Here is a 19,366-nt window from a genome sequence, read left to right as displayed (position 1 = left end):
TTTTGAAATAAAATTTTACTATGTAATATATTTTTGATTTTTTACTCCTTTTTTCAACAAAAAAAGACATTGGATCGTCAGGATCCCATGTCTCGTGGAGTTGATACTCTTATCTTTTGTGTTTCGCGGCTAAAATACTGTGCGTTTTGGTCAAATACTTCTTCACATTTTGATATTCCGCACTGGCCACCCCAGCAAACAGCATATCAATGATCGTTAGCATCGCAATCCGGGAACCCATCGCCCCGCTACGCATGGTGATCTCGGGTGTGGAAATGCCAAGCAGGATATCCGCCTTATCTGCAAGCTCACTTTTGTTGTATTTGGTAATGGCGACGGTCGTAGCGTTGTTCTTCTTGGCAATCTCCAGTGTCTCTATGATTTCCAAGGTATTTCCGGAGTTAGAGACGAAGATGGCAACGTCACCTTTGCCAAGCAATGTCGCCGCGGTCAACTGACTGTGCCCATCGGTGTACGAATGACACATTTTATTAATTCGTGAAAATTTCTGTTCCCCGTCCTGACACACCAATCCGGAGGCGCCGATCCCAAAGAACACAATGCGGTTGGAGGCACGCAGCGCTTTAACGGCACGGGCAACCTCACCGCGATCCAGCACGCTTAACGTATCCTCAATGGACTTCATATTGTTGCGCGAAATGTTGGCGATAATCGTATCCAGGTCGTCGCCCGGTTGGATATCCGTGTACTGGTCCTTCCGCTCGTCGTCCATCGAGCCAAGCGCCGCTGAAATACTGACGATAAAGCTACGGTAACCGCTGTATCCCATCGTTTTGCAGAACCGAAGCACAGAAGCATCGCTTGTTTTGCTCAGCTTGGCCAAGCTTTTGATCGACAGGTGGGGAATGTCTTCCGTATTAGCGAGAATATATTCCGCTACCATGCGCTCGACCGGCGTCAGATTCTCCTTCATATCGCGAATTTTGATCAAAATATTATCATGAATTGCCATCTTCATACCTACTTCACTATTTGGATATGTTTACTAGACTTGCAATCCTATCTTAAGCGCAAAGCTGACAAAAAACAAGCAAACCATGTGAAATTTTTTGGAAATTCATTCATTAAGTTTTGGAATTTTATTTTAAAGTATAAACATCTTTATGATATTAATTTACGAATTATATTATCGCAATGTAAACAAAAAGTCTCTATCTTACTGAATATATCCCTTATCTCTCATCAAATGTTCTTTCTAAAATAGTGTAAATAAATTGGAGTTAATATCTCCCAGTAATGGATTTTGTCTGATTCGAGTTCGCGGATTCTGGGTATGATGTAAGGGAGTCAAATGTGAATAAGCGAGCGATTTTAAGGGAGGAGATTGATATGCCGATTGACGCATATTTGTATTTCGACGGCAACTGCCGTGAAGCGGTTGAGTTTTACGCCCAGGCGTTTGGCGTGGAGCGGCCGCAAATCATGACCTACGGCGAAGCGCACTCCGCAGAGCCGGATTATACGCTTCCTGAAGAGGCGAAGGATCGGGTCATGCACGCCAACTTGAAGATAAGCGGCAGCAACCTGATGTTCTCCGATGTGTTCCCGGGTTCCCCTTATACCGTTGGAACCAATATCAGTTTGGCGCTGATCAGCACCAATCGGGAGGAAATCACTACCGCGTTTGAGCGCCTCAAAGAAGGCGGCTCGGTTAAAATGGAGCTGCAAGAAACGTTCTGGAGCCCTTGTTACGGCAACCTAAAGGACAAATACGGCATCGAATGGCAGCTCAGTTATGACGACGGGAGAAACAGCAAGTAAACCTGCCATTTCTATCCCAAGTAGTACGAACAAAAAAACAACCCCTTCTCTTTTGATTGAGAAGCGGGTTGTTTCCTCTGGATTGATGAAATTTTAGACAAACACATGTACTAATTCAATATTTCGTTCTCTCGACAAATCCCGGAACTGCCATTCGTCGATTTGCACCAACGGTTTGAAAATATCGGTAGGGTTGTTCCATACGATCGTCGCCGTTTCGCCGTTGCTTAGTTTCACTTTCTTCCCGATGAAATTCGGCAGGAGATTGGCAGTCAACGCTTGAACCGCCTTCTCATTCAGCTTGCCGAATCCGAGATTATAAATGTTTCGCAGCACGGTCAAGATATCCTGCCGCGAACCTGATGCGTCTGGAGACGTCATCGCTATGTATTCATTGGCTACCGCAACAATTTCGGCATAAGGATGGATTTTCTCTTTGCGTAAGCTGGCCGGAAAACCGGAGCCGTCCTCCCGTTCATGATGCTGAAGTGCGACGAGGGCCGTCACTTCTTCCCCTGTCGATCGGCGGATGATTTCATAACCGTAGGAAGTATGACGATTCATTTCCTCCCGTTCTTCCCCAGTTAATTCATGCTCGCGGTTGCGAAGCGATTGGCGTACCTGGCTCTTCCCGATATCGTGCAGATAACCCGCTTTGCTGATTTCATAACATTCATTAGGCGGGTGTCCAAGCCAGGTGGCAATATAATAGGACAACAGACCTACCTGCAACGAGTGGTTATAAATATTAACATCCTCTTCAGTGAAGGCGATCAGGAGTGACACGACATCCTTATTTCGATCCAGGACCTCAAGCATGGGCACTAAATGCTGCTCAACCATGGATTGATTAAACTTCCCTGTCGTCAGCGCCTCTAAAAATAACGTCTGATACCCCTTCACCGTAAAATAAAAGTTATCGCGCAAACGCTGGATGAAGCTTGAATTCTTACCAGAGTTCAGGGCAACTTCCCCTTCGCGCAATTCGATATCGACGTAATCGATACTTTGCCGAATCAGCAGGGCAATTTCCTCCGCATGAATGCTTGTCCCCTTCGGAAGAATGTGCAAACCGGCTCGATTAAACACATCGGTTCTCAGACGGTCCCCTTCCTGAAGCTCCATGACGTGAGTTCTCATATGACCCCCCCTTCTTAATCTGCGCGTACATCGCCTAAAATCTACCTTATACTTATAAATATCGCGCAAACACACTCCGCCCTGAATAGTCCTAAAGGCGTGTTTTGATGGGGTGGCTGCTGCTGCCTTGTTCACTGAAATCCAGGCCAAAAGACCTTAGCTCGTCACTTCCGCTTCCATGGCGGATCTCCATACCCACCTCAGCTATTGTCCTCCTTTCTCATTTGGTTTCCACCGTTGAGCCTCGAACTTTGGTGCGGGCCTTAAATTGGGGCCGCTTCGTGAGCATCGGTAAGGGGGCTCGAATGACCATATCCCGCCAGTCGCGATAAAAGCTGGGGGACAACGGCGTTAAATAAGGAACCCCGGAGCTGTTCAGTCTCGATAGGTGAATGCAGATCATGATGAGGGTCAGGATGATCCCGTAGAAAAGGCCAGCTTGGAAGGAATCATCCCCTGGTGAAAGGACACCAGGGCGATATATAGCGACGGAAATGTTAACGAAATAAAAACCGCCGTATAACATTATTCTTGGCATGAGAACCCTTCTCCAATCAACTGATCCTTTCGATGATGTCGTTACCCTTTATTACCAACTTGCTTCAAAAATAATCTCGTTGCGATTGACTTTGGTTTTTACTCCGGTTCTGCTAAGAATTAGAATATTTCTCCTGTAAACGGCGCATCTTAACTGGGAATAGTCGGCTAGGAAGGAGGACGTTCCATGCCCATCATCAGAAAGCTGCAGCGCCGAAAGCACTCCATCGGGGGAAAGTCTGGCAAAACTCCGACACTTCCCCCAAGCCGTGCGGATTCGCCCGCTCCCGCTGCCGATCAAAGCTTACAAGCTCGGTTAGATTGGTTGAAGCAGGTGCTAAAGGACACCTCAGACATCATCTATCGGGAATTTACAATCAGCTCAGGGCAACCGTGCGCCTTAATCTATGTGCGCGGGATGATTGCGCAGGAGACGGTCCAGCAATTTATCGTTCGCAGCTTGCAGCGAGAATCCGCGCAGCTGCAAGAGAAAGATATTTATCAGTTCCTGTTCGAAGACAAGGCACTAAGCGTATCTCAAGCTACGGTCATCGATGACTTGAATCAAGCGGTTCAAGCCATCCTGAATGCCGGAGCTTTGCTAATGATCGACGGGGATATGCGGATGTTGACATTCTCCATTTCGGCTTACCCGACGCGCAGCATCGATGAAGCCCCCAATGAATCCGTCATCCGCGGGTCGAGAGAAGCCTTTATCGAGGATTTGGAGAAGAACCTGACCATGATTCGCCGCCGGATCAAGAGTCCGCATCTCAAAACGCCAACGGTCAATAAAGGCCGGGAAACACGAACCGGTATCGTGCTGGCTTATGTGGAGGACGTATGTAAACCGGAACTCGTGAAGGAAGTGCAGCGTCGACTTTCTTACCTCGACATGGACGGAATTCTGGGCTCCGCCTACGTGGAAGAAATCATCGAGGATAACCCTTATTCGCCTTTTCCGCAACTGCAGTACACGGAACGCCCTGACGTCGTCACCGCAGCGCTGTTGGAGGGGAGAATTGCCATCATCGTAGATGGTTCACCGATCGTGTTGCTCGCTCCGGTGACATTGCCGATGCTGCTGCAATCGGCAGAGGATTATTACCAGCGTTATATCGCGGCGAACTGGATTCGCTGGATTCGTTATTTTTTCGTATTTGCTTCTTTAACCTTGCCGTCGATTTATATCGCAGTGACCACGTTTCATCCGGAAATGATCCCTTCACAGCTGCTGATTACGATCGCCGCTTCGCGGGAAATCGTTCCCTTTCCGGCGCTATGGGAAGCATTTGCGATGGAACTGGCGTTTGAAGCTCTCCGCGAAGCTTCTATTCGGATTCCAAAATCGATCGGGCAAGCCGTATCCATTATCGGCGCCTTAATCATTGGCACCGCCGCCGTCCAGGCGGGTATTGTCTCGGCGGCCATGGTGATCATCGTATCATTAACGGGGATTGCTTCGTTTATCATCCCCCATTTCGATTTAGGTTTGGCGTTTCGATTGCTGCGTTTTCCGATCATGATCTTAGCTTCCATGTTCGGATTGTACGGTTTGACCTGCGGGTTAATTCTGATTTACATCCATATGGTCAATTTGAGGTCCTTTGGGATTCCCTATATGTCCCCGATTGCCCCGCTGATGGGCAAGGATTTGGGCGACACGTTCCTTCGGGCTCCCTGGTGGAAAATGCGTAAGCGCCCGTTGCAGCTCTCGAACAACGAAATCCGGCAAAACTCAAATCCACGGGGTTGGGCAAAGGAGAAAGGTGAATTGGAGTGACGAGAATCCATCGCGCTATCGTAACTGCAATTTTGGTTTTCTTGCTCTTCATCGGCGTTGGCGGATGCTGGTCTGTCCAGGAGCTAAACAACCGGGCGTTTGTGAACACGGTGCTGATCGATCGAACAGAGGACGGGCAGACGGAGCTGACCTTAGGAATTCCGCTCCCCAACCGGATGATTCCGGGGGAATCCGGCGGGACAGGACAACCCCAAGGGGATCCGTTTAGCTTTGTGACCAGGCGAGCAGAAAATCTAAGCCAGGCCTTAAATTTAATTCAAATCGACGTGCCCCGGAATATTACCTTTGGTCAAACCCGCATCGTCGTGATTGGCCGAAGACAGGCGGAGTATGGCTTGGACCAGGTTGTCGAATTCGTCTTCCGCCAGCCTTCCTTCCGACTGAGTGCTAGCTTGTTTATAACACCCGGCGATGTTAAAGAGATAACGAAAGCACCGATGGTGTTTGAACGTATTCTCAGTGACATCCTGCGAAAATACGTCAACAATCACTATGTACTAGACACCACAATCAAGGATTACAAGCTGGCATTATATGAAGGAGGGGATATTCTAATCCCGCTGATGTATTTCGGGGAACTCCCAGGAGTGGCGCAAGAGGATCCGAAGAAGAACCGTTGGATGGGTTCCGGAGGTGCAGCGATCTTCAGCAACGGTAAAATGGCAAAGACCGTGCTCACCCCTCTCGAGCATCAAACCGCGCTGTGGATCAGCTCCCAGCTTAAAAATACGACGCTCACGATCTCCTCTCCCACCGATGGGAAGGAGATGAGCTTTTACATCGAGGAAATAAAGACGGACATTAAACCGAAAGTACAGGGAGATCAGGTCTCGTTCCGGCTCGTTAGCAGTGCCAAAGCTTATGTGGAATCCTCGCTCTCTCACATCGATTTGAAGGATCCGCAAGTTATTCAACAATTGGAAGAAATCCTGAGTAAAGACGTGGAAGAGCAGTTCATCCGCGTTCTGAACAAGACCCGTCAAGCCCGTTCCGACGCTTTCCTCATGAGACAATATCTGGATTGGAAATATCCAAAAGTTTGGCATACGATGCAGGATCAATGGAAAAATTATTACGCCAACGAACTCCCGATTGAGGTTGACGTTAATATCCGTGTAAACCGTACGGGCGGCGTTTATCGTTCGGTGGTTCACGAAACCAATAGATAGCGAGGGATCGACGTGGTCTATATTGGTATCCTGTATGTACTCATTATGACGGTAGACTGGATGATGCAGAAAAAAGAGGGCGTCCAGCTGAAAACCCGAATGACCGTACTGCTCGTCTCCATCTGTTTCTTCATCACCTCAGAAGTCACATTTAAACTGAAGGAACAATGGAATGTGATCATCATGTTCCAATATTTATGCCATACATTGCTGGGCAGATCGTATTGACACGGGACTTTAGGAGGCGGAAAGCATGCTTAATAACATTACAACCAATCAAATATTTGCGCTTTTCAGCTTGCAATCCTTCACCACAGTCATCGCCTTTTATACAGCGATGCTGCTCGGAGGCAGCAAGTATTCCACGCCGATGGCCGTCTTGGTAGGCGCTTTGCTGGGGCTGCTATTTTGCTACCCGGCCTATAAGCTCGCTTCCTCCCGCCCCAACGAATTTTTTGTTCAATTCGGGAGCAAAGTGGTGGGCCGCCCCCTTCATTTCATTTTCGTCCTTTATATCGTGCTGCTTCATCTCTTTCTGGCTGCCCTCAATTTAAGGGAGCTTGCTGATTTCTTGTTATCGGAATATTTGATTGGTACGCCGGATTGGGCGGTGGTTGCCATCTTTGGAGTATGTGTTGCCTATGCCGTACGCTGCGGGATCTTGACCATCTTCCGAATGGCAGAAGGCTTTTTTCTTGTTTTTGCCGCCGCCTTAATCTGTCTTCCGTTCATCGGATTTCAAGAGATGGAACTGGATATGTTCACCGCCTTGATAAACCATCTGTCGGTGAAGGATATGTGGGCCTCAATTGTAGATACCATGGCTATTTTTGGCGAGATGGCTTTCTTGTTTCTGCTTTTCCCTTATCTAGAAACGCCAAAAAAGGTGTTCCGAACCCTTTTCTGGGCTACACTCACTTCGCTGCTGTTGATCCTGATGCATCTCATTCCGATTCTGCTGACCTTTGGACCGAAGCTGGGAGCTAATCTGGTCTACCCCGACATGGAACTGGTTCGTTTCATTCGCGTTGGCTCGTTTATCGAAACAATGGACCCGATCTTAATTAGTTTGTGGTTAACCAGCATCTTTGTGAAAATGTCGTTTATTGTTTACACAGCGGTCTTATGTCTCGCCCAGTTGGCCGGCGTAAAGGATCACAAGCCCTTCACTTTGCCGGTTGTCGCCTTTGTGTCCATATACTCCTTGTCCATTGTTAGAACCCCGCCGGAAATTATTTCTTTCCTGTCCTGGGAGGGGGCGCTTCTGTTCTGCTTTGCCGAGTTTATCATCCCAAGTATTTATTGGTTCATCGGCGCAATACGCAAAAAATCCTCCGGGTCCAAAACAACAAAACCCGCCGGGAGCACTCCGACGGGTTAAGGCTTATTTCGTCGAAAGCCAAGCCCGTTCCTGATTCCATCGCAAAGCGACCGGCGTTTCAAAGAAATCGGATAACCCGGTTTCGTTCAGGACATCCGATGTTTTCCCTTGCGCGTACACTTCTCCCCGCCGAAGCAGCAGCGTATGCGTGAAAATCGGCAAGATTTCCTCGGTATGGTGCGTCACATACAGCATATGCGGCGTATTCGGTTCGGCGGCCAGCTGTGCGATGCTTTCCAGCAGCCCTTCCCGGGAGATGAAATCCAGCCCGTTCGTCGCCTCGTCCAAGATGAGAAGCTGGGGCGAGGCCATCAAGGCCCGGGCAATCAACAGCTTTTGCTGTTCCCCCTGGGAACACGTCTGGTAAGCCCGTCCATGCAGGTGGCTGCAGTGGAGCTGGTTCATTAAGGCTGCAGCCTGTTCATAATCCTCTGTCGTTGGCTTCTCGTAAAGTCCGATGGATGCAAATTTGCCGCTCACCACAAGATCCTCGGCTTTTTGCCCCCCATGCAGTCTGGCCTGCATCGAAGAACTAACCCACCCAATCGTTTTGCGCAGCTCCCGCAAATCTACTTCGCCAAACCGGTTTCCCAGTACGCTGATTTGGCCAGACGTCGGCCAGAGGTAGCCGCTGATCATATTAAGCAGCGTCGTCTTGCCTGAACCGTTTAAGCCCAGCATCGCCCAATGCTCTCCCTCGCGGACCGTCCAATCGATGCCGTTTAATACGGCCTTCCCATCCCGGAACCAAGTCACTTGATTCATTTCGATGATATCCATTCTTAGTACCTCCGAAAAAATAAGTAGATTTGCAGTACTCTCAAGCTACCCCCGTCCTTGCGGTTTGTCAAGCGCCGGCTGTTGATGGTTTCGCGTGCCAATTTCCTTTCGATCCGCTAGAATACAAATGAAAGGAAGTGAGGTGTCATGAATCCGACATGGACTTGGGCTGACGTGGAAGCCCTTCAACAACGCGTAGAGCAGCATGACGGGATTGCTTTGAAGTTAAATTGGGATACCTTGCACTCCCGTAAGGAAGAGAGTGCCGCAGATCTGGTAGAGTTCCGCGAAGGGCAACTGGTAGCCTTCTTGGGATTGTATCCGTTCGGAAGCACGTTGGAAGTCTGCGGCATGGTTCACCCGGATTACCGTAGACAAGGTATCTTCACTTCCCTGCTTAGACGCGGATTAAACACGGCTACTTTGGGTTCGTATCCGAAGATCCTATTGAATGGTCCTGGGAACTCAGACTCGGCCAAGCAATTCCTGGCCGCCTATCCTTGCCGTTTTGAATTCAGCGAATATCAGATGAAATACACCCCGGAAGCAACTGCGGTGAATGCCCCGTCAAGAACGGCACAGATCACGCTTCGCTCGGCTGAGGAAGCGGACCGACCGCTGCTCGCTCGCCTCGATCAGGAGGGGTTTAATCTCGCTGCGGAGGAAACCCGATTGTTCTACGAGAAGTTAACCGAGGAGGAGATCCGCCAGAACGAGCTGATCGTGCATGAGGGCGAGGCCGTCGGGAAAATTCGCGTTTCCCGCCGCGAACGGGAGGCTTGGATTTATGGATTTGTTGTTACTTCATCCCACAGGGGTCAAGGCATCGGCGGTACCGCCTTGCGGCAGGTCGTTGAACGTGAAAGAGCAAAGGGCTTCGACGTTTGGCTGGAAGTAGCACTGAACAACCCCCAAGCCAAAAAGCTTTATGAACAGGCGGGGTTCCGGGTATGCCGATCCCAGGACTACTATGCTTATTTGCGCTGATCTTGAAACGAATAAGACCGCAGGCTCCCCTTAAGAGCTTCTGCGGTCTTCGTTGCTTTAGGCATTCAAATGTCCGAACTGGGCATGTATTTGATGGACAAGCCGCCGGCCATGATTTTGTAAGCCCAAAGCTTCGTGGCGCGATAGGCATTGTTGTTTTCCTCAAACAGTTTTTGTTCATGCCCTTCGTTCACAAACGCCTGGACTACGCGGATCCCGCCGATGTTCTCCTCTACGCGGGAATTGAAATCAGCGAGCGCGGAAAACAAGCCGTGGTAGGTCTTGGTCATTTTTCCATTGAAATAAAGCGCTGCCACCACGGCACAGCTGAAATCTAGAATAAACAAATGTTTATAAGGTCGGTAATATGAAAAAAACGACGTAACATTTCCAAGACTCTCTCCTTGCCTCTCCAAAACTTGGCGTTTTAATGAAAGACTACCACAGTCGCGGAATGAATTGAAGATCGTTTTCACCGGGAAGGTAGCATGCCGATAGAAAAATAAGGTACAATAACTACCGAATCTACAGAACTTAAGGACATGCCCAAACGGGCGGGCCGCATGAGGCGGCGGAAGGAAGGATCAACACATGTATGTAGCAAACGATTGGCAGGATTATGAAGTAATGGACACCGGAAACGGGGAAAAGCTGGAGCGCTGGGGGGATATCATTTTGCGGCGCCCCGACCCGCAGATCATCTGGCCGATCGCCAATGAGGATCGCCGCTGGCACGATGTGCACGGGCATTACCACCGCAGCTCCTCCGGCGGCGGACAGTGGGAGATGAAGAAGCAGATTCCCGACCGTTGGACGATTTCCTATGACCGGCTGAAATTTTATATCCGCCCAACCAATTTCAAACATACCGGATTGTTTCCGGAGCAAGCCGCCAACTGGCGGTGGATGATGGACAAGATCGCCGGCGCGGGTCGGCCGATTCAGGTGCTGAACCTGTTCGCATATACCGGCGGCGCCACCGTAGCCGTAGCTTCGGCCGGCGCTTCGGTCGTTCACGTCGATGCAGCGAAAGGGATGGTCCAATGGGCTAAGGAGAACCTGGCGCTGTCCGGTTTGGCCGACCGCCATGTACGCTTCATCACGGATGACGTGTTCAAATTCGTGCAGCGGGAGCAACGGCGCGGCAACCGTTATGACGCGATTATCATGGATCCTCCGTCCTACGGGCGTGGTCCGGGCGGTGAGATGTGGAAGCTGGAGACGAGCCTCTACCCGTTCGTGGAATCTTGCTTGTCGATTCTGTCGGACAAGCCGCTCTTCTTCCTCATCAACTCGTATACGACCGGCATTTCCCCTACCGTACTGAACAACATTCTGACGATGACCGTCAAGAAGCGTTACGGAGGACGGATCTCGGCCGGCGAACTGGGACTGCCGATCACCCGCTCGGGGCTTCACCTCCCTTGCGGCATTCTCGGACGCTGGGAGGAATAATCAATGGATTCCGAAGCTAAGCGGACCTCGGGGCAGCCGGCGATGGCAATCCTTTACGAAGACAACCATCTGCTCGGTATCGAGAAGCCGGTGAACATCCCCACCCAGGAGGATGCCAGCGGGGACCCCGATCTGCTGAATTTGCTGAAGGCGGACATCAAGGAGCGGTATGGCAAGCCCGGCAACGTCTATCTCGGACTTGTCCATCGGCTGGACCGTCCGGTCGGGGGCGCCATGATTTTTGCCAAGACATCAAAAGCCGCTTCGCGGTTAGCGGAGATGGTGCGGAGCCGCCGGTTCAGCAAAACGTATGTCGCCGTCGTACACGGAACGCCGCCGCAGCGGCAAGGTCGTTTGACGGATACGCTGCTTAAAGACGAACGCACCAATACGGTGTCTGTCGTTCCCGCGGGGACACCCGGCGGCAAAGAAGCCCGGCTTGATTACCGGGTGCTCGGCACCTCCGCATCGGAGCGGCTGAGCCTTGTGCAGGTGGAGCTGCACACCGGCCGGCCGCACCAGATCCGGGTGCAAATGAGCCAAATCGGCTGCCCCCTGTATGGCGATCAGAAATATGGCGCGGGGCGGAATAAACCAGGCCAACAAATCGCACTTTGGTCGCTGTACGTCGGTTTTCCGCACCCGGTGACCAAGGAGCCGATCGATCTGGTCTCCCTCCCGCCGCGCGCGTATCCCTGGGATCGGTGGGAGGAAGGAACGTATACCCGCCTCGCAGCGCTGCTGCAGGCCGGGGGAAACGGAATAGAAATGTAAAAAAGGCGGGACGTCCGGAGCTGATTATTCAGCTCCCTGACGTCCCGCCTATTCATTGACTCCCTCGTAGGCAAGTTCCTTATTTCGTTCCGGAAATTTTGCCCAGCAGAAATACCAGCAGTTGTTGATTATGGGTGGAGATGCGATTCAACACGCCGCTTAAGTAAGTGTTGCGAACTTCGATGCCCCGCCGGACTTCGGATTGTCCTTTATCAGTAATCGACACCCATACGTTGCGGCGATCGTTCTCGTCCCGGTCACGGCGGATCAGTTCGCCCCGCTCCATTCGGTCAAGCAGCATCGTCACTGCAGCCGGCGTCGTGGAGAGAAACGGAATCAAATCGGACGGCTTCAGATTGCCCTGCTGCTCCAGCAGCTCCAGAACGGTCAACTGCGACGTCGTTAGCGTGGGAGCCAGCTCCTCCTCCATGTGGGCCTGATAATCCTTCACGATGAGATCAAGCAATCTGGCAAATTCAGCGGTATGCAATCTTATCCCTCCTTGCCTTACATCACCACTTGGATAATTCGCTGCTTCCTTCGCAAATTCCTGCTGCCTTGAAGCAATTATCCGGTGGTTTGCGGCAGAGGGGGCACCGCACTGGTTGTTTTATCGGACAGGATACCGCCAGCCGAACGTATCCTCCCGTTCCCCGCGTTGGATTCCTGTCAGCGTGTCGTACAGTTTGGCCGACAATTCTCCGGTCTGGCCTCCGGCAATCTCCATGTCATGACCTTCCCACGTCATGCTGCCGATCGGGGAAATGACCGCCGCAGTTCCAGTGCCAAACGCTTCTTCAAGCCGACCTTCCTTATGAGCCTCAAACAGTTCTTCGATCGAGATCCGGCGTTCCTTGACGGGAACTCCCCACGCCCTAAGCAACTGAATGACTGAGTCCCGCGTGACGCCAGCCAGGATGCTGCCATTCAGTTCCGGTGTCACAACTTCCCCGCCAATTTTGAAGAACACATTCATGCTGCCCACTTCTTCGATATACCGTTTTTCGATGCCGTCAAGCCATAGCACCTGGGAGTAGCCAAGCGGTTTGACGTCCTCCTGCGCTTTGATCCCTGCGGCATAGTTCCCGGAGGTTTTCGCTTCGCCTGTACCGCCGCGAACCGCCCGGACGTACCGATCCTCCACGTAAATGCGCACCGGATGGATGCCTTCCGGATAATAAGCCCCAACCGGCGACAAAATGACGATCAACCGATACTCCTCCGCAGCCCGCACGCCAAGCCCTGCTTCGGTAGCGATAATAAAGGGGCGGATATACAAGGAATTGCCTTCGCCTTCCGGCATCCACTCCTCCTCCAGGGCGAGCAGACGGCAGATGCCCTCCAGCACTTCCTGCGGATCAACTTGGGGAATCCCAATGCGTGCGCACGAATGGTTCAAGCGGCGCAAATTCATATCGGGCCGGAACAATACCAGCTCTCCCTGCGGTGTCCGGTACGCCTTCATCCCCTCAAACACCTCTTGCCCGTAATGGAACACCATCGCCGATGGATCCAGCGAAATCGGTCCGTACGGCACGATTCGCGGATCGTGCCAGCCTTGATCTGCCGAATAATCCATAAGTAGCATATGATCGGTAAAATATTTGCCAAAGCCCAGCTGATCGGCAGCCGGCTTCGTTTTTTTAGCCGTAGTTAATGTGATGGACCAATTTCCCATGTTAAATTTCCTCTTTTCCCATATCGGATAACGAACTGGCGAAGCAATGAATTCTCTGTCTTTCACTATACCGATTCTTTCTTCATTGATCAATAATATCGTTTCAATTATAATCATTGACAATATCTATGTATCGGGGAGAATCATCCGCTATGGAGCATCGTCTATTGGAATATTTCATCGCAGTCGGCGAGGATTTGCATTTCACCAAAGCCGCGGAAAGACTAGGAATTACGCAGCCGACGCTCAGCCACCAAATTCGCTTGCTGGAGCAAGAGCTTGGGACGGCCCTCATTCAACGGATTGGCAAAAAAAACTATCTGACTCAAGCGGGTTCAATCCTGTTGGAGCACGCCCGCCGAGTGATCTATGAGGTGGAACAGGCTAAATTGGAAATTGGCCAGCTCACCGGCGTCCAGCGCGGACTGCTCCGTATCGGCTGCTCCGGCAACCACCTGCTGGAAGATAAGCTGATCTCTTTCCATCGCCAGTACCCCGGGATCGAGCTGACGGTACTTGAGCTTGCTACTGAGGAGACAAGAGCCGGACTGCTCGCCAACCAGCTGGATCTCGGCGTCGTGTTTCTGCCGCTCCAGGACGAGCACATCGTCAGCCGCCCACTGTTCGACGAGGCGCTGGTGCTGGTTGTCTCCAGCCAGCACGCGTATGCGGAGCTGCCGGAAGTGACGCTGGAGCAGGTCGCGCAGCTGCCGCTTGTGTTATTTCCGCCGAAGTTTTACGTTCGCCAGCTGCTTGATACAGCTTGCGCTGAACAGGGGATCGAGATCCGGCCGGTCATGGAGTTGTCGACGATGGAATCGCAGGTACAGATGGTCATCCACCACGTCGGGGGAACGGTTCTCCCCGGCTCCTATGCCCGGACGTTGACCAGCACGAATCGCCGCAGCGGAATCACCGTCATCCCGTTGGCAGAGCCCGTACCGCACAAAAACGTCGGATTGGTCTACCGCAGGAGCACGTTTATGGACCCTACGCTCCAAGCGTTTATCCGTCATTTAACCGAGGAAGACACTCAAGCCCCCGTCTCAGCTCCTAAACGTTAATCCTTTCGATCGCAAAGCCTCTTTAAGCTTAGGTATGGAAGCTGGCCCCATGCCATGAAATCGCAGCACCTCTTGTTCACTCAGCTCAGCCAGCTTCTCCAAAGTCGTTACGCCATTCGCTTCCAAGGCCCGTCTAGCCGGTGCAGATAACCGCGTCAGAAAGTCCGCTGCCGGTTCACGCTCCTGTTCACAGATGGGACAAGTCGGACAATCACTGCTTTTGTAGTAGGTATGCCCCTTCGGGCAGGTCCTTTGCGTTTTTGCTTGTGCCGCCATCGTATATTCCATCCCTTCACCACGGATTGATGTAGATCCTAAAAAAAACTCCGGGAAAGTTTCAAGCCCTTCCCCGGAGATTATCGCTTATTCTTTGACGAAGAGATCCACGATCTCGTCGTTTTTGTCCACGGACATCATCGCTTTCCCGATCGACTTCCGGTCCGCTATCGGAGCATCCTCCGAGCTGAAGGTGTGCATCTGCCCTTCCTTCGTGACCGCCTGCAGCAGCACCGGCTCCTTGCAGTGAACGCCGCCGACCAAGCGGCTGCCGTTCGGTTTGACCCGCTTGCCTTCCTTAAATTCAAACGTCTGAACGCCTTTGCCGCCCCGGCTTTGAACCGGATAATCCAGCAGCAGGCTGCGCTTAGCGTAAGCCAAGTCGGACACGACGAGCACTTCGCCTTCCTCGCCTTCGACCCAGAGCGCAGAAACAACTTCGTCATCGTCCTTCAGGTTGATTCCGCGTACCCCTGCCGATACCCGTCCCATCGGGTTCACTTCGTCTTCGGCGAACCGAATCGCCATCCCCTGCTTCGTTAGCAGCAGGATCTCTTGGTTGTTCCGGCTGACGGTGACACTCAGCACTTCATCGCCGTCGCCAACCTTGCAGGCAGCTACCGCGCCGGAGCGCTTCTTCTCGTATTCTTTCAGCTCCGTCCGCTTCACCTGACCGTTCTTCGTCACGAAGACCAAACTGAGCTCCGGATTCTCATCGAAGCTTTTCACCGGAATGACGCTGACAATGCGATCTTCCTTGGCGAGCGGGATCACGTTGACGATCGCCGTCCCGTTATCCTTCCATTTGAACTCTGGAATCTGGTGCACCGGCAAGAGGAAGTATTGGCCCCGCTGCGTAAAGATCAACAGGTTCTGCAGCGTATCTACCTCTAGCAGATACTTAATGTAGTCGCCTTCCTTGACCCCGGAGCCATCCCGCTCCCCGCCGGATCGAGTAAACGACAGCATGCTGGTGCGCTTGATGTATCCCTCACGGGAAATCGTGACCAGCACATCCTCTTGGGCAACCAACACTTCGAGGTTGACCTTGAGCTCCTCGACCTCGTCCTGAATGTGCGAGCGGCGGTCGATCCCATATTTATCGCGGATCTCGATCAGCTCTTTCTTGATCAATGCGATCAGCTTCTTATCGCTTTCCAAGATGCCGCGCAACACGGTGATTTTCTTCTGGATGTCCTCCAGCTCTTTCTGCAGCGTCGTAATTTCCAGATTGGTCAAACGGTACAGCTGCAGGGTCAAAATCGCATCCGCCTGCCGTTCGGTAAACCCGAACATCCATTGCAGGTTGTTTTGCGCATCTTGACGGTTCTTGGAAGCTTTGATCGCCGCGATAACCTCATCCAAAATGTTAAGCGCCTTGACCAAGCCTTCCAATACGTGAGCACGGTCCTCCAACTTCTCCAGCTCATATTGCGTCCGGTAGGTCACAACCTCGCGCTGGTGGGCAATGTAGGCTTCGAGCATCGCTTTGAGCCCCAGCTGACGCGGCGCCTTGTTGACGATCGCCACCATGTTGAAGTTGTAAGTGACTTGCAGGTCGGTTTTTTTCAGCAAATACGCCAAAATCCCCTGCGCATCCGCATCCTTCTTCAACTCGACGACGATGCGCAGTCCGTTCCGGCCGCTTTCGTCCCGCACTTCGGCGATGCCCTCCACTTTTTTCTCCAGACGGATGTTTTCCATCGCCGTAACCAAGCGCGACTTCACCACCTGATAAGGAATTTCGGTGATGACAATCTGCTGCTTGCCGCCGCGGAGCGTTTCGATTTCCGTTTTGGAGCGCAAATAAATCCGGCCTTTGCCGGTCTCATAAGCTTCCCGAATGCCTTCCTCGCCCATGATAATTCCGCCCGTCGGAAAATCCGGTCCCTTGACGAACAACCGAATTTCCTCCAGCGTCATTTCCGGCTTCTCCATCAAGGCGATGCAGGCATCGATCACCTCGCGCAGATTATGCGGCGGAATTTCCGTTGCAAACCCTGCGGAGATCCCGCTAGCCCCGTTGACCAGCAGGTTTGGGAACCGCGCCGGCAATACGACAGGTTCCTTCGCCGTGTTGTCGAAGTTGTCCTTGAACGGCACGGTCCGTTTCTCAATATCTCGCAATAGCTCCATCGCGATCGCCGACAGGCGCGCTTCGGTATACCGCATCGCCGCTGCCGGGTCATCGTCCTGCGAACCCCAGTTGCCGTGACCGTCGATGAGCGCATGGCCCATCTTCCATGGCTGCGCCATCCGCACCATCCCTTCGTAGATCGAAGAGTCCCCGTGCGGATGGTAGTTCCCCATGACGTCCCCAACCGTCTTCGCCGATTTACGGTACGGCTTGTCCGGCGTATTGCCGGAGTCGTACATTGCATACAAAATCCGGCGTTGGACCGGCTTCAACCCGTCGCGAATATCAGGGATCGCCCGGTCCTGAATAATATATTTGGAATACCGGCCAAAGCGGTCGCCTACAACCTCTTCCAAGAACGCCGGCAAAAAGTTTTCCAGCATGCTCACATCAATTCACCTTCTATTCCTCAAACTCCGTGAAATCCACGTTTTCCACGATCCATCGCTTGCGCGGATCGACCTTGTCCCCCATCAGCGTAGACACGCGGCGCTCCGCTTTGGCGGCGTCTTCGATCTGCACCTGCAGCATGGTCCGCGTTTCCGGATTCATCGTCGTTTCCCACAGCTGTTCGGGATTCATTTCTCCCAAACCTTTGTAGCGTTGCAGCTCGAAATTTTTGCCGAATTCCTTCAGATAGTTTTGCAGCTGCTCGTCGGTCCACGCATATCTCACCGTCTCCAGCTTGCCGGAACGGCGGGTAATCTTGTACAACGGCGGCTGCGCGATATAGACCCGTCCTGCATCGATCAGCGGCTTCATATAACGGTAAAAGAACGTCAGGAGCAGCACTTGAATGTGTGCACCGTCCGTATCGGCGTCAGTCATGATGATGATCTTGGAAAAGTTACTGTCCTCCAAGGCGAATTCCGGCCCGATGCCCGCGCCAATCGCCGAAATGATCGCCCGGTACTCGTCGTTTTTGAGAATATCCGCAAGCTTGGCCTTCTCCGGATTCATCGGCTTCCCTTTCAGCGGCAAAATCGCCTGAAGCTTCGAATCACGCCCTTGCTTGGCCGAACCGCCAGCGGAATCCCCTTCCACGATAAACAGCTCCGTACGTGTATAATCCTTCGATTGCGCCGGCGTCAGTTTGCCGCCAAGGTTGGAGCTTTCGCTCCGCTTCTTGCCCGAACGCATTTCGTCGCGGGCTTTGCGAGCGGCTTCCCGCGCTTTGGAGGCTTGGATCGCCTTCTTGATCAGCGTCTGGGCGACCTGCGGGTTCTCTTCCAGGAACACCGCCATTTTCTCGCCGACTACCGATTCCACCGCGCTGCGCGCCGATGCGCTTCCGAGTTGGTCCTTCGTTTGACCTACAAACTCCACCTCGGACATCTTAACGCTGATTACGGCCATCATGCCCTCGCGCAAATCATTACCCTCGAGGTTTTTGTCCTTTTCCTTGAGCATTCCGTTCTTCCGGGCATATTCGTTCATCACGCGGGTGTAAGCTGTCTTGAATCCGGTTTCATGCGTTCCCCCGCCCCGAGTTGGGATGGAGTTAACGAACGACACCAGCGTTTCGGTATACCCTGCATTGTATTGCAGCGCCACTTCGACTTCGATGTCATCCCGCTCCGCATAGAAGTGGATGACATCATGCAGCACGTCCTTTCCGTCATTGAGGAACTCAACGAACTGGCTGGCTCCGCCCTCGTAAAAAAACTCGTCAGAACGGCCAGCCCGCTCATCCTTCAAGGTCACCTTCAGGCCCGAATTCAGAAACGCGATCTCTTGCAACCGTTCCGCGAGCGTATCGTAGTTTAATCCGATCCCGCCGGAGAAGACGCGAATATCCGGTTTAAACGTCACCTTCGTGCCGGTCTTGTTCGTATTGCCGATAATCTCCAGCCCTGTGACCGGCTCACCGACGTGTTCAATGCCTTTCTCGTCAACCCAATATTCGAAGCGCATCCGGTGGATTTTTCCGTCTCGATAAATTTCCACTTCGAGCCACTCGGACAAGGCGTTCGTTACCGATGCACCAACGCCGTGCAAGCCGCCGGATTTCTTGTAACCCGCTCCGCCAAACTTGCCGCCTGCATGCAGGATCGTATAAACGACCTGCGGCGTCGGAATGCCGGTTTTATGCATGCCGGTTGGAATCCCCCGGCCGTTATCGAGTACGGTGACAGATCCGTCCTTGTTCAGCGTAATATCAATTTTCGTGCAGTACTTCGCCAGATGCTCGTCGACCGCGTTGTCGACGATCTCCCATACCAGATGATGAAGTCCCGACGAGCTCGTACTGCCAATATACATCCCTGGCCGTTTGCGTACCGCGACAAGCCCTTCGAGCACTTGAATGTCGTCCGCGTCGTATCCCGAAGACGGGCCATCGGCATTCGTGCCGGGTACGTCCTCGAACAAATCGATTTGTTCGGCCATCATGCTCCCCCTTT

General features: G+C 52.3%; 19 protein-coding genes. 9 read left to right on the top strand and 10 right to left on the bottom strand.

Going from position 1 to position 19,366, the window contains the following annotated elements:
• Nucleotides 1–109 precede the first annotated feature (109 nt).
• The gene (locus tag M3G15_RS09820) at nucleotides 110–973 is read right to left on the bottom strand and encodes a MurR/RpiR family transcriptional regulator (protein ID WP_036645902.1); all 864 of its coding nucleotides are present in this window, start codon (nucleotides 971–973) and stop codon (nucleotides 110–112) included.
• Between the two features lie 377 nt (nucleotides 974–1,350).
• On the opposite strand from M3G15_RS09820, the gene M3G15_RS09815 reads away from it, so the two are divergent.
• Nucleotides 1,351–1,782, top strand: coding sequence for a VOC family protein (locus M3G15_RS09815; protein WP_009225973.1), 432 nt, complete (start codon nucleotides 1,351–1,353; stop codon nucleotides 1,780–1,782).
• Nucleotides 1,783–1,875: 93 nt separating this feature from the next.
• Here M3G15_RS09815 and M3G15_RS09810 read toward each other — a convergent pair whose 3' ends face one another.
• Together M3G15_RS09810 and M3G15_RS21750 are read right to left on the bottom strand one after the other, a co-directional pair.
• Complete coding sequence (locus M3G15_RS09810; RefSeq protein WP_260070768.1) at nucleotides 1,876–2,922, bottom strand: HD-GYP domain-containing protein; 1,047 nt, start codon at nucleotides 2,920–2,922, stop codon at nucleotides 1,876–1,878.
• A gap of 220 nt (nucleotides 2,923–3,142) precedes the next feature.
• Nucleotides 3,143–3,460, bottom strand: coding sequence for a spore germination protein (locus M3G15_RS21750; protein WP_260070767.1), 318 nt, complete (start codon nucleotides 3,458–3,460; stop codon nucleotides 3,143–3,145).
• 186 nt (nucleotides 3,461–3,646) lie between these two features.
• On the opposite strand from M3G15_RS21750, the gene M3G15_RS09800 reads away from it, so the two are divergent.
• Genes M3G15_RS09800 through M3G15_RS09785 form a run of 4 tightly spaced genes read left to right on the top strand, consistent with a single transcriptional unit; the run spans nucleotide 3,647 to nucleotide 7,813 of the window.
• Entirely contained in the window at nucleotides 3,647–5,242 is a 1,596-nt protein-coding gene (locus tag M3G15_RS09800; protein WP_260070766.1) for a spore germination protein, read from the top strand.
• Nucleotides 5,239–6,432, top strand: coding sequence for a Ger(x)C family spore germination protein (locus M3G15_RS09795; RefSeq protein ID WP_260070765.1), 1,194 nt, complete (start codon nucleotides 5,239–5,241; stop codon nucleotides 6,430–6,432). The genes M3G15_RS09800 and M3G15_RS09795 overlap by 4 nt, the downstream gene beginning before the upstream one ends.
• 12 nt (nucleotides 6,433–6,444) lie before the next feature.
• Nucleotides 6,445–6,660, top strand: a complete 216-nt coding sequence (locus tag M3G15_RS09790; protein ID WP_260070764.1) for a hypothetical protein — start codon at nucleotides 6,445–6,447, stop codon at nucleotides 6,658–6,660.
• A 25-nt stretch (nucleotides 6,661–6,685) separates the two neighbouring features.
• A complete protein-coding gene (locus M3G15_RS09785; RefSeq protein ID WP_260070763.1) occupies nucleotides 6,686–7,813 on the top strand; it encodes a GerAB/ArcD/ProY family transporter in 1,128 nt (375 codons plus the stop codon).
• A 3-nt stretch (nucleotides 7,814–7,816) separates the two neighbouring features.
• Here the strand turns inward: M3G15_RS09785 and M3G15_RS09780 are convergent, their stop codons facing one another.
• Nucleotides 7,817–8,593 carry an ABC transporter ATP-binding protein gene (locus M3G15_RS09780; RefSeq protein WP_260070762.1) on the bottom strand — a complete coding sequence of 259 codons (777 nt, stop codon included), beginning with the start codon at nucleotides 8,591–8,593 and terminating at the stop codon, nucleotides 7,817–7,819.
• 147 nt (nucleotides 8,594–8,740) lie between these two features.
• On the opposite strand from M3G15_RS09780, the gene M3G15_RS09775 reads away from it, so the two are divergent.
• Nucleotides 8,741–9,580 carry a GNAT family N-acetyltransferase gene (locus tag M3G15_RS09775; RefSeq protein ID WP_260070761.1) on the top strand — a complete coding sequence of 280 codons (840 nt, stop codon included), beginning with the start codon at nucleotides 8,741–8,743 and terminating at the stop codon, nucleotides 9,578–9,580.
• Nucleotides 9,581–9,645: 65 nt separating this feature from the next.
• On the opposite strand, the gene M3G15_RS09770 is transcribed toward M3G15_RS09775, so the two are convergent.
• On the bottom strand, nucleotides 9,646–9,897 hold the full coding sequence (locus M3G15_RS09770) for an ABC transporter transmembrane domain-containing protein (RefSeq protein ID WP_311202270.1): 252 nt from the start codon (nucleotides 9,895–9,897) through the stop codon (nucleotides 9,646–9,648).
• Nucleotides 9,898–10,171: 274 nt separating this feature from the next.
• Here M3G15_RS09770 and M3G15_RS09765 point away from each other — a divergent pair, with 274 nt between their 5' ends.
• Together M3G15_RS09765 and M3G15_RS09760 are read left to right on the top strand one after the other, a co-directional pair.
• Nucleotides 10,172–11,035 carry a class I SAM-dependent methyltransferase gene (locus tag M3G15_RS09765; protein ID WP_009225961.1) on the top strand — a complete coding sequence of 288 codons (864 nt, stop codon included), beginning with the start codon at nucleotides 10,172–10,174 and terminating at the stop codon, nucleotides 11,033–11,035.
• A 3-nt stretch (nucleotides 11,036–11,038) separates the two neighbouring features.
• A complete protein-coding gene (locus M3G15_RS09760) occupies nucleotides 11,039–11,809 on the top strand; it encodes an RluA family pseudouridine synthase (RefSeq protein WP_260070760.1) in 771 nt (256 codons plus the stop codon).
• A 79-nt stretch (nucleotides 11,810–11,888) separates the two neighbouring features.
• Here M3G15_RS09760 and M3G15_RS09755 read toward each other — a convergent pair whose 3' ends face one another.
• Both M3G15_RS09755 and M3G15_RS09750 read right to left on the bottom strand, forming a co-directional pair.
• Nucleotides 11,889–12,299 carry a MarR family transcriptional regulator gene (locus M3G15_RS09755; RefSeq protein ID WP_260070759.1) on the bottom strand — a complete coding sequence of 137 codons (411 nt, stop codon included), beginning with the start codon at nucleotides 12,297–12,299 and terminating at the stop codon, nucleotides 11,889–11,891.
• A 120-nt stretch (nucleotides 12,300–12,419) separates the two neighbouring features.
• Nucleotides 12,420–13,487, bottom strand: coding sequence for a branched-chain amino acid aminotransferase (locus tag M3G15_RS09750; RefSeq protein ID WP_036645895.1), 1,068 nt, complete (start codon nucleotides 13,485–13,487; stop codon nucleotides 12,420–12,422).
• Nucleotides 13,488–13,639: 152 nt separating this feature from the next.
• On the opposite strand from M3G15_RS09750, the gene M3G15_RS09745 reads away from it, so the two are divergent.
• On the top strand, nucleotides 13,640–14,551 hold the full coding sequence (locus M3G15_RS09745) for a LysR family transcriptional regulator (protein ID WP_260070758.1): 912 nt from the start codon (nucleotides 13,640–13,642) through the stop codon (nucleotides 14,549–14,551).
• Here the strand turns inward: M3G15_RS09745 and M3G15_RS09740 are convergent.
• The 3 genes from M3G15_RS09740 to parE all read right to left on the bottom strand — a co-directional run bounded on the left by M3G15_RS09740 (nucleotide 14,534) and on the right by parE (nucleotide 19,352).
• The gene (locus M3G15_RS09740; protein WP_260070757.1) at nucleotides 14,534–14,827 is read right to left on the bottom strand and encodes an RNA polymerase alpha subunit C-terminal domain-containing protein; all 294 of its coding nucleotides are present in this window, start codon (nucleotides 14,825–14,827) and stop codon (nucleotides 14,534–14,536) included. The genes M3G15_RS09745 and M3G15_RS09740 overlap by 18 nt on opposite strands.
• Before the next feature lie 87 nt (nucleotides 14,828–14,914).
• The gene (gene parC / locus M3G15_RS09735) at nucleotides 14,915–17,353 is read right to left on the bottom strand and encodes a DNA topoisomerase IV subunit A (protein WP_260070756.1); all 2,439 of its coding nucleotides are present in this window, start codon (nucleotides 17,351–17,353) and stop codon (nucleotides 14,915–14,917) included.
• A gap of 13 nt (nucleotides 17,354–17,366) precedes the next feature.
• On the bottom strand, nucleotides 17,367–19,352 hold the full coding sequence (parE, locus tag M3G15_RS09730) for a DNA topoisomerase IV subunit B (RefSeq protein ID WP_009225954.1): 1,986 nt from the start codon (nucleotides 19,350–19,352) through the stop codon (nucleotides 17,367–17,369).
• Nucleotides 19,353–19,366: the final 14 nt, after the last annotated feature.

It is taken from the genome of Paenibacillus sp. p3-SID1389 (assembly GCF_025151705.1).
GTDB classification, from domain to species: domain Bacteria; phylum Bacillota; class Bacilli; order Paenibacillales; family Paenibacillaceae; genus Fontibacillus; species Fontibacillus phoenicis.
Note: the sequence above shows the minus strand (reverse complement) of the source record. Positions and strands in the feature narration are given on the sequence as shown.